Consider the following 12,512-nt stretch of genomic DNA (forward strand, 5'->3'; position numbering starts at 1 on the left):
CATATGGACGCGGTACGGCTCATCGCAGCCGGCCGGCACGCGCTGGCGCAGAGCGGGGCGGCTTGGGACATCGTGGGCGAGGCCTGGCAGGCACAGGCCCTCGCGCAGGGCATTGGCAGCTGGCTGGCGGTCACCGGGCCGCCGGAGCTGAGATCGGAGGCACGGGGGCTGGGTGAAGCGGGGGGCAGGGGCTGCGGGGTGCTCGACCGGGCGGCTCTGCGCGGAGAGGGCTATGCGCCCGATCTCCCGCCCCGGGCTGCGCAGTTGACCGAGGTGACGGACGCCCGGCAGGCGTTGCTCGGACTCCAGGCGCTGCTCGGCGAAGTGGGCATAGCGCTGGTCGGGGTGGCCTGCGGGACGGACGACGAGGGTCTGTACTGGCAGTGCATAGAGTCGATAGACGCGGCCGACGAGTCGAGCGACCGCGTCCGGGCGATCCTGCGCCGGATGGCCGTCCGCGAACGGGGATCCGCCTCCGGCGTGGCCTGAGCGGGGTGGTCCGGGCTGGCGCGGCTCCAGACGGGGGCGCCCGAGTCGGGGTGCTTCGGCGTTCGGGGCGTTTCGGTGGGGTCCCGTCGCGGGCGACGGGACCCGGGCGGTCAGGAGGTGCGGTGGGACGGGCGGTCTCCGGTCTCCGGGGTGCGGCCGTCCTGGTGCAGCGCAGTGCCGGGGCTGCGGTCGGTGGAGGACTGGAGGTCGGCGTCGAGCTGTGAGAGGTCGGCGTTCAGCGCCGCCATCAGCTCTTCCATCTGCTGCAGCAGGCCCTTCGGTGCGCCGCCCTGGGCGGGTACCGCGGACTCCTGGCGTGCGTGGTCGTGCGCTGCCTGTCCGGTCTGGCAGTCCTGACGGGATTGCCGGAGGGTCTCCGGCGCGGACTCCTGGGACATGGCGGCCTCCTCGGCCCTGGCCCTTCCGGGGCGGAAGGGGGCGGTGGACGCACCGGCGAAGGCCGCCGGCGCGCGGGCCGGGCGGTCCGGCTCCGTCCGAGCCAACGATCCCCATCCGGGCTGGTCACTGGCGCGGGCGGCGGCGACCGCCCGGTTGACGCAGATTCACCCGGCCGGGGCCGAAGGGGCAGGATGGAGTCATGGATCTCCGTATCTTCACCGAGCCCCAGCAGGGCGCGAGCTACGACACCCTCCTGAGCGTCGCCAAGGCCACCGAGGACCTCGGCTTCGACGCCTTCTTCCGCTCGGACCACTACCTGCGCATGGGTGCGGCCGACGGTCTGCCCGGTCCCACCGACGCCTGGATCACCCTGGCCGGCCTGGCCCGCGAGACCAAGCGGATCCGGCTGGGCACCCTGATGACGGCCGGCACCTTCCGGCTGCCCGGCGTGCTCGCCATCCAGGTCGCACAGGTCGACCAGATGTCGGGCGGCCGGATCGAACTCGGCCTGGGCGCAGGCTGGTTCGAGGAGGAGCACAAGGCGTACGGCATCCCCTTCCCGGCCGAGCGCCTCGCCCGGCTGGAAGAACAGCTGGAGATCGTCACCGGCCTGTGGGCCACCGAGCCCGGCGCCACCTTCGACTACGCCGGCGTCCACTACCAGGTGGAGAACTCCCCGGCGCTGCCCAAGCCGGCCCAGGACAAGATCCCGGTCCTCATCGGCGGCCACGGCGCGAAGCGCACCCCGCGCCTCGCGGCCCGGTACGCGGACGAGTTCAACATGCCGTTCGCCTCGATCGCGGACAGCGAGCGGCAGTTCGGCCGGGTCCGCGCGGCCCTCGAGGAGGCCGGCCGCAAGCCCGGCGACCTCGTCTACTCCAACGCGCTCGTCGTGTGCGTGGGCAAGGACGACGCCGAGGTGGCCCGGCGGGCCGCCGCCATCGGCCGGGACGTGGCGGAACTCAAGGCCAACGGCCTGGCCGGCTCCCCGGCCGAGGTGGTGGACCGGATCGGAGCCTACGAGGCGGTCGGCTCCTCCCGCCTCTACCTCCAGGTGCTCGACCTCTCCGATCTGGACCACCTGGAGCTGATCTCCTCCCGGGTCCAGTCCCAGCTCGGCTGACGGGACGGCCACCGTGCCCCGCGCATCCCGGCCGCTCGCCGAGGCCCTGGCCGGCCCCGGCGGGCGGACCGTGCTCCTGGACGGCGGGCTGAGCAACCAGCTCGCCGACCAGGGCTGCGACCTGTCCGGCGGCCTGTGGACGGGCCGGGTCCTGGCCGAGCGGCCGGAGCAGGTGACGGCCGCCCACACCGCCTACGCCCGGGCCGGCGCCGAGGTGCTGATCACCGCGAGCTACCAGGTGGGGTACGCCGCCTTCGCCCGGCGCGGCTACGGCCCGGAGCGCACCACCGCCCTGCTGCGGCGCAGCGTGCGGCTGGCCGACGCGGCGGCCCGGGCCGCGGAGCACGGGGTGTGGGTCGCCGCGTCCGTGGGCCCGTACGGGGCGGTGCTGGCGGACGGCTCCGAGTACCGCGGCCGGTACGGCCTGAGCGTGCGGGAGCTGGCCGACTTCCACCGGCCCCGGATCGCGGCGCTGCTGGCCGAGGGCCCCGACCTCCTGGCCCTGGAGACCGTCCCGGACGCCACCGAGGCCGAAGCCCTGCTCACCGTGCTCGCGGAGAGCGGAGCCCGCGCCTGGCTGAGCTACACGGTGGCGGACGGCCGCACCCGGGCCGGGCAGCCCCTGGCCGAGGCCTTCGCCCTCGCCGCCGGGTCCCCGCAGGTCATCGCCGTCGGCGTGAACTGCTGCGACCCGGCGGAGGTCCTGCCCGCCCTCGAAGCGGCCGCCGCCGTCACCGCGAAACCGCTGCTGGCGTACCCCAACGACGGCTCGGTCTGGGAGCCCGTCACCGCCACCTGGCGGGCCCCGGCCACCCCCGCCCCCTGGCCCACGGCCGCCTGGCGGCGCACCGGGGCCCGGCTCATCGGCGGCTGCTGCCGCATCGGCCCCGACCGCATCGCGGAACTGGCCGCTACGCTCCGCTGAGGTCCCAGCGCACGCCCGGAGATCCGCCGCCCGAGGCCACGAGCGCCTCCATCTCCGCTTCCACGGCGGCCAGTTCCTCCGGACGCTCCATCAGGAGCAGCTGCTCGCGGTGGTGCACCAGTGCGGTGAGGAGCAGTTGGGTCTCCTCGGGTTCCAGCGCGCACATCCGGCGCGCGGCGGCGACGGACTCGGCCCGCAGGGCAAGGGCTATCCCGGGCCGGTGGGCGAACTCCTGACGGCTGTACGCGAACAACGCGGCCGCCAGCAGCGGCAGATAGGCCAACGGACTCACCCGGACGAGGACGCGATAGGCGGCCACCCGCTCCCGGACGGGCAGCGTGCCCGATCCGAGGAGCGCCACCCGGGCTCGCAGCACGGCGTCGTGATTGATGTTCTCCGTGGGATTCATGAGGGAGATCTTGTGGTCCGCGCAGGGCCCCGGACAAGGCGGATCGGCTGTGCCGTCCGTCCTACGAAAACGGCCTCTGACCTGTCATGATGGAGACGTCATCACCCCGGAGGGGGCCTAATCCTCGCCCATCACCGCCTCGCAGCCGGGGCACACCGCGTCGGCGTACTCCGGCGGGCACCAGGCGCCCGGATGGTCGGACGGTTTCCAGTCGGCCGTTTCCATGGCGAAGGTGTCCTTGCCGCACATGGTCCGCGGGCCGCGCTCTGTGCCGCCTCCCGGGGCGGTGGGCGCGGCGTGCACCCGGTGGACGGACCCCGCCACCGGCTGGTCGAGCTCGTACACAACAACGATGCCGCTCATGATTCGACGGTAGGCGCCGCCGGAAAATAGGGCGCGGGCAACACCGCTGACCAGCAACAATCGCTCGCATGTTCCTGACGATCTCCACGACCGGCACGGCCGAGCGTCCCGCCACCGACCTGGGCTTCCTGCTGCACAAGCATCCCGGCAAGACGCAGGCGTTCTCCACCTCCCACGGCACCGCCCACGTCTTCTACCCCGAAGCCACGGACGAGCGGTGCACGGCGGGCCTGCTACTGGAAGTGGATCCCGTCGCGCTCGTGCGGCGCGGTCAGGGCAAGGGGCAGGGCGGCACCCCGGACGCCGCGCTCGCGCAGTACGTCAACGACCGCCCGTACGCCGCCTCTTCGCTGCTGGCCGTCGCCCTGAGCGGGGTGTTCCGCAGCGCACTGAAGGGGCAGTGCGCGGCCCGCCCCGAGCTGCCCGGCGAGGTGCGCCCGCTGCGCATCGAGATCCCGGTCCTGCCCGCCCGGGGCGGCGCCGAGCTCGTGCGCCGGCTGTTCGGCCCGCTCGGCTGGGAGTCGGTCACGGCCACCCCGGTCGCGCTCGACGAGACCTTCCCGGAGTGGGGCGACTCCCGGTACGTACGCCTCGTCCTGGAGGGTGAGCTGCGGCTTTCCGACGCCCTGCGCGGCCTGTACGTCCTGCTGCCCGTCCTCGACGACTCCAAGCACTACTGGATAGCCCCCGACGAGGTGGACAAGCTGCTGCGCGCCGGAGACGGCTGGCTCGCCGAACACCCGGAGAGCGGGCTGATCACCTCCCGCTACCTGGCCCGCCACAAGCGGCTGACCCAGGACGCCCTGGAGCGGCTGGAGCTGGTCCGCCTCGCCGAGGCCGACGGCAGCGAGGTGGAGGAGCTCGACAACGCGGTGGACGAGGCGAGCGACACGGAAGAGCGGCCCGTACCGCTCGCCGTGCTGCGCCGCGAGGCGATCCTCGCCGCGCTGGGGGCAGCGGGTGCGGCCCGCGTCCTCGATCTTGGCTGCGGCCAGGGCCAGTTGGTACAGGCGCTGCTCAAGGACCCGGCGTACACCGAGATCGTCGGAGTGGACGTGTCCGTCCGGGCGCTGAACATCGCGGCGAGGCGGCTGCGGCTGGAGCGGATGGGGGAGCGGCAGAGCTCCCGCGTCCGCCTGATGCAGGGCTCGCTCGCGTACACCGACAAGCGGCTCGTGGGCTACGACGCGGCCGTGCTCAGCGAGGTCATCGAGCACCTGGACCCCGAGCGGCTGCCCGCCCTGGAGTACGCGGTGTTCGGCTCGGCCCGCCCCCGCACGGTCCTCGTGACCACGCCGAACGTCGAGTACAACGTCCGCTGGGAGACCCTGCCCGCCGGGCACGTCCGGCACGGCGACCACCGCTTCGAGTGGACCCGCGAGGAGTTCCGGGCCTGGGCCGGGGACGTCGCCTCCCGGCACGGCTACTCCGTCGCGTACCTGCCCGTCGGGGACGACGACCCCGAGGTGGGGCCGCCGACCCAGATGGCCGTCTTCACCCTGGACACCGCCACCACCGTCACCGACACCCCGAAGGAGGGCGAGGCAGCATGACCACCGACATCACCGACCGCAAGCGCGTTCTTCCCGTCACCGACCTGTCCCTCGTCGTCCTGATCGGTGCGACCGGTTCGGGCAAGTCCACCTTCGCCCGCACGCACTTCAAGCCCACCGAGGTCATCTCCTCCGACTACTGCCGGGGCCTGGTCGCCGACGACGAGAACGACCAGAGCGCCAGCAAGGACGCCTTCGAGGTCCTGCACTACATCGCGGGCAAGCGGCTCGCCGCCGGCCGCCTCACCGTGGTCGACGCCACCAGCGTCCAGGCCGAGTCCCGCCGGCAGCTGGTCCAGCTCGCCCGCGAGTACGACGTCCTGCCCATCGCGATCGTCCTCGACCTGCCCGAGGAGGTCTGCGCCGAGCGCAACGCGGGCCGCCCGGAGCGGGCCGAGCTGCCCCGTGCGGTCATCCAGCGCCACCGCCGCGACCTGCGGCGTTCGCTGCGCGGGCTGGAGCGCGAGGGCTTCCGCAAGGTGCACGTGCTGCGCACGCCCGAGGAGGTGGAGTCGGCCGAGGTGGTCCTGGAGAAGCGCTTCAACGACCTCACCCACCTCACCGGCCCCTTCGACATCATCGGCGACATCCACGGCTGTGCCTCCGAGCTGGAGACCCTGCTCGCCAAGCTCGGCTACCAGGACGGCGCCCACCCCGAGGGCCGCACCGCCGTGTTCGTCGGCGACCTCGTCGACCGCGGCCCGGACAGTCCCGGCGTGCTGCGCCGCGTGATGGGCATGGTCGGCTCCGGCAACGCCCTGTGCGTGCCCGGAAACCACGAGAACAAGCTCGCCCGCCACCTCAAGGGGTCCAAGGTCCAGCGGACCCACGGCCTCGCCGAGACGATCGAGCAGCTCGAAGCGGAGCCGGCGGAGTTCGTCCAGGAGGTCCGCACCTTCATCCAGGGCCTGGTCAGCCACTACGTCCTCGACGGCGGCAAGCTCGTGGTGTGTCACGCCGGGCTGCCCGAGAAGTACCACGGCCGCACCTCCGGCCGGGTGCGCTCGCACGCCCTGTACGGGGAGACCACGGGGGAGACCGACGAGTTCGGGCTGCCCGTGCGCTACCCGTGGGCCGAGGACTACCGGGGCAAGGCCGTCGTGGTCTACGGCCACACCCCGGTCCCGAACACCGCCTGGATCAACAACACCATCTGCCTCGACACCGGAGCCGTCTTCGGCGGGAAGATGACCGCCCTGCGCTGGCCCGAGCGCGAGCTGGTCGACGTACCGGCCGAGAAGGTCTGGTACGAGCCGGTCAAGCCGCTGGTCACCGAGGTACCGGGCGGTCATGACGGGCGTCCGCTCGACCTGGCCGACGTCCACGGCCGCCGGATCGTGGAGACCCGGCACCTGGGCAACGTCAACGTCCGCGAGGAGAACGCGGCCGCCGCCCTGGAGGTGATGAGCCGCTTCGCCGTGGACCCGCGCCTGGTGCCGTACCTCCCGCCGACCATGGCGCCGACGGCCACCTCGCAGATCGACGCCCGCGGCGGAGCCGCTGATGAGGGCTACCTGGAGCACCCGGCCGAGGCCTTCGCGCAGTACCGCAAGGACGGCATCGCCCAGGTCGTCTGCGAGGAGAAGCACATGGGCTCCCGGGCCACCGTGCTGCTCTGCAGGGACGCCGACGCGGCCCGCGAGCACTTCGGGGTCGACGGCCCCACCGGCTCCGTCTACACCCGTACCGGACGGCCCTTCTTCAAGGACCCCGAGGTCACCGAGGAGGTCCTCGCCCGGCTGCGGGCGGCGGTCACCGACGCCGGGCTCTGGGAGGAGCTCGACACGGACTGGCTGCTCGTCGACGGCGAACTGCTGCCCTGGTCGCTGAAGTCCGCCGGCCTGCTGCGCAACCAGTACGCCGCCGTGGGCGCGGCCTCCGGAGCCGTCTTCCCCGACGCCCTCGCCGCCCTGGAGGCGGCCGCGGCCCGGGGCGTGGACACCGGGGAGCTCCTGGAGCGCCAGCGCGGGCGGGCCGCGGACGCGGCGAAGTTCACCGAGGCGTACCGGCGCTACTGCTGGAGCACCGACGGGCTGGACGGCGTACGGTTCGCCCCGTTCCAGCTGCTGGCGGTGGCCGGACGCTCGCTGGCGGCCGTGCCCCACGACGAGCAGCTGTTCTGGCTGGACCGGCTCGTCGCCGCCGACGAGGCCGCCGGGACCGGACTGCTGCGCCGCACCGGCCGGATCCTGGTGGACACCGCCGACGAGGCCTCGGTACGGGCGGGCACCGACTGGTGGCTGGAGCTGACGGCCGCCGGCGGCGAGGGCATGGTCGTCAAACCGCTCCAGGCGTACGCCAAGGACGGCAAGGGCCGGCTCGTGCAGCCGGGGGTGAAGGTGCGCGGACGCGAGTACCTGCGGATCATCTACGGTCCCGAGTACACGCGTCCGGACCACCTGGAGCGGCTGCGCGGGCGCCACCTCGGACACAAGCGCTCGCTCGCCCTGCGCGAGTACGCGCTCGGTCTGGAGGCCGTGGACCGGCTGGCGGCCGGGGAGCCGCTGTGGCGGGTCCACGAGGCGGTCTTCGCCGTCCTCGCGCTGGAGTCGGAGCCGGTGGACCCGCGGCTCTGAAGCCGCCGAGGCGTCAAGGAAAGGCCCCCGTACGGCCGCTCATTAGGTCGTATGGGGGAACTTTCGCGGAGAACTCCGGGAAAACCACCGGCGGGATCGTTCATCCAGGGCAGCGGAATGTCCGCGACCCTGGAAGGACGGAACGTCACCTATGAAGATGACCGCGCGCGGAAGCATTGCGGCACTCATGACCTGTATGGCCGCGGCAGGCGCGGCCACCCCGGCCATGGCCGACGCGGTGCCGGTGGGAGTCCCCCTGGACGCGGTGCGGACCACGCTCGGCGTGGACGTCCCGCACCTGGCCACCGGAGTGCCGGTGCCGGTGGTCGGAGCACCCGAGGCGCCCCGGTTCCACAAGGGCGACATGCTGCCGAGCCCGCTTCTGCCGGCGGTGCCGATCGGCACCGAGCTCGGGGACACCCTCCTCACCTCCCCGGTGCCGAACCTGCTCGGCAAGCCCGAGACGGACGGCGAGGGCTCGCTGGACGCACCCGCGACCACCGTGCGCACCCGTACCCCGGGACTGCTCGTCGGCTCCCCGCTGACCATGCCCGACGCGTCCAACCACGGGCTGCCGAACGTGACCGCCCCCGCGCTGGGCGTCATCGCCCCGGACCTCACCGGCACCCCGGAGGCCCTGCTCGGCCTGCGCTGAACCGGCGGGCCCCGGATCGCCGCCGGATCGGGCGGTCCGAACCCGCTGAGCCGACGCCACGTCAAAAAGCCGCCCGGTCTGCGAACGTGTACGGCATGGGATTCCATGTCGATTCCGAGACCGGGCGGCTTCGCCGCGTCATCCTCCACCGGCCCGACCTGGAGCTGAAGAGGCTCACGCCGAGCAACAAGGACGCGCTGCTCTTCGACGACGTGCTGTGGGTGCGCCGGGCCCGCCAGGAGCACGACGGCTTCGCCGACGTACTGCGCGACCGCGGAGTGGAGGTCCACCTCTTCGGTGACCTGCTGGTGGAGGCCCTGGACATCCCGGAGGCCAGACACCTCGTCCTGGACCGGGTCTTCGACGAGAAGGAGTACGGTCCGCTCGCCACCGACCACCTGCGGGCGGTCTTCGACGGACTCCCCTCGGGGGACCTGGCCGAGGCGCTGATCGGCGGGATGACCAAGCGGGAGTTCCTGGAGCGGCACGCGGAGCCGGTGTCGGTCCGCTTCCACGCCCTGGAGCTCGACGGCTTCCTGCTGGGGCCGCTGCCCAACCACCTCTTCACCCGGGACACCTCCGCCTGGATCTACGACGGGGTGTCCATCAACGCGATGCGCTGGCCGGCCCGGCAGCGCGAGACCGTGCACTTCGAGGCCATCTACAAGCACCACCCGCTCTTCACCGGCTCCGGGCCCTTCCACACCTGGTCACAGGGGCAGGCCGACTATCCCTCGACCATCGAGGGCGGCGACGTCCTGGTCATCGGCAACGGCGCCGTGCTGATCGGGATGAGCGAGCGGACCACCCCGCAGGCGGTGGAGATGCTGGCGCGCGGGCTGTTCGCCGCCGGGTCGGCGACGACGATCGTGGCGCTCGACATGCCCAAGCGGCGTGCGTTCATGCACCTGGACACGGTGATGACGATGGTCGACGCAGATACGTTCACCCAGTACGCGGGCCTGGGCATGCTGCGCTCCTACACGATTGAGCCCGGCGGCGGGCCGAGCGAGCTGAAGGTGACGGACCATCCGCCGGAGCACATGCACCGGGCCATCGCCGCCGCGCTCGGGCTGGACGCGATCCGGGTGCTCACGGCGACCCAGGACGTGCACGCCGCCGAGCGCGAGCAGTGGGACGACGGCTGCAACGTGCTGGCCGTGGAGCCGGGCGTGGTCGTCGCGTACGAGCGGAACGTCACGACCAACACCCACCTGCGCAAGCAGGGCATCGAGGTGATCGAGATCCCGGGCAGCGAGCTGGGACGGGGACGGGGCGGGCCGCGCTGCATGAGCTGTCCGGTGGAGCGGGACGCGGTGGCCTAGCCGGGGGCGGGGGCGGGGGCGAGGCGGGGCGGGGGACGCCGGGGAACCAGGGGGCGGGGAACGCCGAGGTCCGCCCGTATGCGAAGGTCTGTATATCAATGCAGTCCGTCGTATAGACTTCCAGCATCCCCTGTCACCGTGACTCTGGAGCGCCCCCATGGCCACCGATCTTGTCGGCCGCAGTTTCCTCAAGGAGCTCGACTTCACCGCCGCCGAGTTCCGCGGCCTGGTCGAGCTCGCCGCCGAACTCAAGGCGGCCAAGAAGGCCGGGACCGAGCGGCGCCGCCTCCAGGGCAAGAACATCGCCCTGATCTTCGAGAAGACCTCGACGCGCACCCGCTGCGCCTTCGAGGTCGCCGCCGCCGACCAGGGCGCCCACACCACCTACCTCGACCCCTCCGGCTCCCAGATGGGCCACAAGGAATCGGTCAAGGACACCGCGCGGGTGCTGGGCCGGATGTTCGACGGCATCCAGTACCGCGGTGACGCGCAGGACACCGTCGAGCAGCTCGCCGCACACGCCGGCGTGCCCGTCTTCAACGGCCTCACCGACGACTGGCACCCCACCCAGATGCTGGCCGACGTGCTCACGATGACCGAGCACTGCACCAAGCCGCTGGAGCGGATCTCCTTCGCCTACCTCGGCGACGCCCGCTTCAACATGGGCAACTCGTACCTGGTCACCGGCGCGCTGCTGGGCATGGACGTACGGATCGTGGCGCCGGAGCACTACTGGCCGGCCGCGCCCGTGGTGGCCGCGGCGCGCGAGCTGGCGGCCGCCAGCGGCGCCCGGATCACGCTCACCGAGCACCTCGCGGAGGGCGTAGGGCAGGCCGATTTCGTGGTGACCGACATCTGGGTGTCCATGGGGGAGCCCAAGGAGGTCTGGGACGAGCGCATCGAGGCGCTGAGCCCGTACGCCGTCACCATGGACGTGCTGCGCGCCACCGGGAACCCGGACGTGAAGTTCATGCACTGCCTGCCCGCGTTCCACGATCTCGGCACCAAGGTGTCCCGGGAGATCCACGAGCGGCACGGGCTGGAGTCGCTGGAGGTGACGGACGAGGTGTTCGAGTCCAGGCACTCCGTCGTCTTCGACGAGGCGGAGAACCGGCTGCACACCATCAAGGCCGTGCTCGTCGCGACCCTCGCGGAGTCGGCCGCATAGTCATGCGTCGGGGCGGGGGCACCGGGGCCCAGGCGCCCTAGAGGGCCGCCCGGGACGGCAGGGTGAACCACACGGCCTTGCCGTGCGGGGTGGCGCGGTGCCCGCAGGCCGAGCTCAGGGTCCGGATCAGCAGCAGGCCGCGGCCGTGCTCCTGCCAGGGGTCGGGATGGGCGTCGTCCGGGCCGGGGGCGGTCAGGTCGGCGGGGGGCTGCGGATCACCGTCGTGGACCTCGACCTGGCAGCCGTTCGCCAGCAGTTCCACGACGAGCTCGATGGGGGCGTCGCCGGGGGTGTGCTCCACGGCGTTGGCGACCAGTTCGGCGGTGAGCAGTTCGGCGGTGTCGCTGTCGGCGGGTGCGTCGATGTCGGCGAGGGCCGTACGGACCAGGGCGCGGGCGATGGGTACGGCCGCCGTCGTGTGCGGCAGGGCTATCCGCCAGGCGGAGGGTTCGGGCAAGGCAGGCCGTCCGTTCCGTGGGGTCGTAGGGGCGGGGGAAATCCTGTTTTCAACGATACGAAGTGGAAATGTCCGGCCGTAGGGCACCCCGACGTGATCGCAAGGGACGTCGGGCACACCGGCTCGGGACCTTCGGTACGTGTGGAGTCCGGCCGGCGGCACGGACCCACGGTTATCGCGCTTCCCTGACGACAGTCATGGACCGGTGATACCTTCGGGAGGGTGAGTCCCTTCCTCGGTTCCACACCCGCGACCGAACGCTGGAACCACCTCCGGGTGGACCGGCGGGACGGCGTCGCCACCGTCACCCTCGACCGCCCCGAGAAGCTCAACGCGCTCACCTTCGGCGCCTACGCCGACCTGCGCGACCTGCTCGCCGAACTGTCCCGTGAGCGTTCCGTACGGGCCCTCGTGCTCGGCGGCGAAGGGCGCGGCTTCTGCTCCGGAGGCGACGTCGACGAGATCATCGGCGCCACCCTCGCGATGGACACCGCCCAGCTCCTCGACTTCAACCGGATGACCGGACAGGTCGTGCGCGCCCTGCGCGAATGCCCCTTCCCGGTCATCGCCGCCGTCCACGGGGTCGCCGCCGGCGCCGGGGCCGTCATCGCGCTCGCCGCCGACTTCCGCATCGCCGACCCCACCGCCCGCTTCGCCTTCCTCTTCACCCGGGTCGGCCTCTCCGGCGGCGACATGGGCGCCGCGTACCTGCTGCCCCGCGTCGTCGGGCTCGGGCACGCCACCCGGCTGCTGATGCTGGGGGAGCAGGTCAGGGCCCCGGAGGCCGAGCGGATCGGGCTGCTCAGCGAGGTCACCGAGGAGGGCAAGGCCTCCGTGCGCGCGGCGGAGCTCGCCGCGCACCTCGCCGCCGGTCCGGCCCTCGCGTACGCGCAGACCAAGGCGCTGCTGACCGCGGAGCTGGACATGCCGCTGGCCGCCTCGGTGGAACTCGACGCGAACACCCAGGCCCTGCTGATGAACGGCGAGGACTACCGGGAGTTCCACGCGGCCTTCACCGGGAAGCGGCCGCCCCAGTGGAAGGGCCGGTAGTTCGATGGGCACCGGTTCGA

The 12,512-nt window shown here is 72.5% G+C and carries 13 protein-coding genes; 9 read left to right on the forward strand and 4 right to left on the reverse strand.

The window, feature by feature from the left end; translation table 11 throughout:
• The first annotated feature begins 3 nt into the window (after window positions 1-3).
• Window positions 4-489 carry a DUF6099 family protein gene (locus tag ACFRU2_RS20045; protein ID WP_243331552.1) on the forward strand — a complete coding sequence of 162 codons (486 nt, stop codon included), beginning with the start codon at window positions 4-6 and terminating at the stop codon, window positions 487-489.
• Between the two features lie 110 nt (window positions 490-599).
• Here the strand turns inward: ACFRU2_RS20045 and ACFRU2_RS20050 are convergent, their stop codons facing one another.
• Window positions 600-887, reverse strand: coding sequence for a hypothetical protein (locus tag ACFRU2_RS20050; RefSeq protein ID WP_382974040.1), 288 nt, complete (start codon window positions 885-887; stop codon window positions 600-602).
• Window positions 888-1,087: 200 nt separating this feature from the next.
• On the opposite strand from ACFRU2_RS20050, the gene ACFRU2_RS20055 reads away from it, so the two are divergent.
• Window positions 1,088-2,011, forward strand: a complete 924-nt coding sequence (locus ACFRU2_RS20055; RefSeq protein ID WP_382973780.1) for an LLM class F420-dependent oxidoreductase — start codon at window positions 1,088-1,090, stop codon at window positions 2,009-2,011.
• A gap of 13 nt (window positions 2,012-2,024) precedes the next feature.
• Entirely contained in the window at window positions 2,025-2,936 is a 912-nt protein-coding gene (gene mmuM / locus ACFRU2_RS20060; protein ID WP_382973783.1) for a homocysteine S-methyltransferase, read from the forward strand.
• On the opposite strand, the gene ACFRU2_RS20065 is transcribed toward mmuM, so the two are convergent.
• Both ACFRU2_RS20065 and ACFRU2_RS20070 read right to left on the reverse strand, forming a co-directional pair.
• Window positions 2,923-3,345 (reverse strand): hypothetical protein, encoded by a 423-nt coding sequence (locus ACFRU2_RS20065; protein WP_382973785.1) that lies wholly within the window; start codon window positions 3,343-3,345, stop codon window positions 2,923-2,925. The genes mmuM and ACFRU2_RS20065 overlap by 14 nt on opposite strands.
• A 117-nt stretch (window positions 3,346-3,462) precedes the next feature.
• Entirely contained in the window at window positions 3,463-3,708 is a 246-nt protein-coding gene (locus ACFRU2_RS20070; protein ID WP_382973788.1) for a hypothetical protein, read from the reverse strand.
• Window positions 3,709-3,776: 68 nt separating this feature from the next.
• Between ACFRU2_RS20070 and ACFRU2_RS20075 the strand changes: the two genes are divergently transcribed.
• The 5 genes from ACFRU2_RS20075 (at window position 3,777) to argF (ending at window position 10,985) form a co-directional block, all read left to right on the forward strand.
• Entirely contained in the window at window positions 3,777-5,261 is a 1,485-nt protein-coding gene (locus ACFRU2_RS20075; protein WP_382973791.1) for a 3' terminal RNA ribose 2'-O-methyltransferase Hen1, read from the forward strand.
• Window positions 5,258-7,837 carry a polynucleotide kinase-phosphatase gene (locus ACFRU2_RS20080; protein ID WP_382973794.1) on the forward strand — a complete coding sequence of 860 codons (2,580 nt, stop codon included), beginning with the start codon at window positions 5,258-5,260 and terminating at the stop codon, window positions 7,835-7,837. The genes ACFRU2_RS20075 and ACFRU2_RS20080 overlap by 4 nt, the downstream gene beginning before the upstream one ends.
• 187 nt (window positions 7,838-8,024) lie before the next feature.
• Window positions 8,025-8,492, forward strand: a complete 468-nt coding sequence (locus ACFRU2_RS20085; RefSeq protein WP_382973796.1) for a hypothetical protein — start codon at window positions 8,025-8,027, stop codon at window positions 8,490-8,492.
• 95 nt (window positions 8,493-8,587) lie between these two features.
• Window positions 8,588-9,817 carry an arginine deiminase gene (locus ACFRU2_RS20090; RefSeq protein WP_382973799.1) on the forward strand — a complete coding sequence of 410 codons (1,230 nt, stop codon included), beginning with the start codon at window positions 8,588-8,590 and terminating at the stop codon, window positions 9,815-9,817.
• 157 nt (window positions 9,818-9,974) lie between these two features.
• Entirely contained in the window at window positions 9,975-10,985 is a 1,011-nt protein-coding gene (gene argF / locus ACFRU2_RS20095) for an ornithine carbamoyltransferase (protein ID WP_382973801.1), read from the forward strand.
• Window positions 10,986-11,022: 37 nt separating this feature from the next.
• Here the strand turns inward: argF and ACFRU2_RS20100 are convergent, their stop codons facing one another.
• Window positions 11,023-11,442, reverse strand: a complete 420-nt coding sequence (locus ACFRU2_RS20100; RefSeq protein ID WP_274549995.1) for an ATP-binding protein — start codon at window positions 11,440-11,442, stop codon at window positions 11,023-11,025.
• A 222-nt stretch (window positions 11,443-11,664) separates the two neighbouring features.
• Here ACFRU2_RS20100 and ACFRU2_RS20105 point away from each other — a divergent pair, with 222 nt between their 5' ends.
• Window positions 11,665-12,492, forward strand: a complete 828-nt coding sequence (locus ACFRU2_RS20105; protein ID WP_243331536.1) for an enoyl-CoA hydratase family protein — start codon at window positions 11,665-11,667, stop codon at window positions 12,490-12,492.
• Window positions 12,493-12,512: the final 20 nt, after the last annotated feature.

Source organism: Streptomyces sp. NPDC056883 (assembly GCF_042788835.1).
Taxonomy (GTDB): Bacteria; Actinomycetota; Actinomycetes; order Streptomycetales; family Streptomycetaceae; genus Streptomyces; species Streptomyces stoeckheimensis.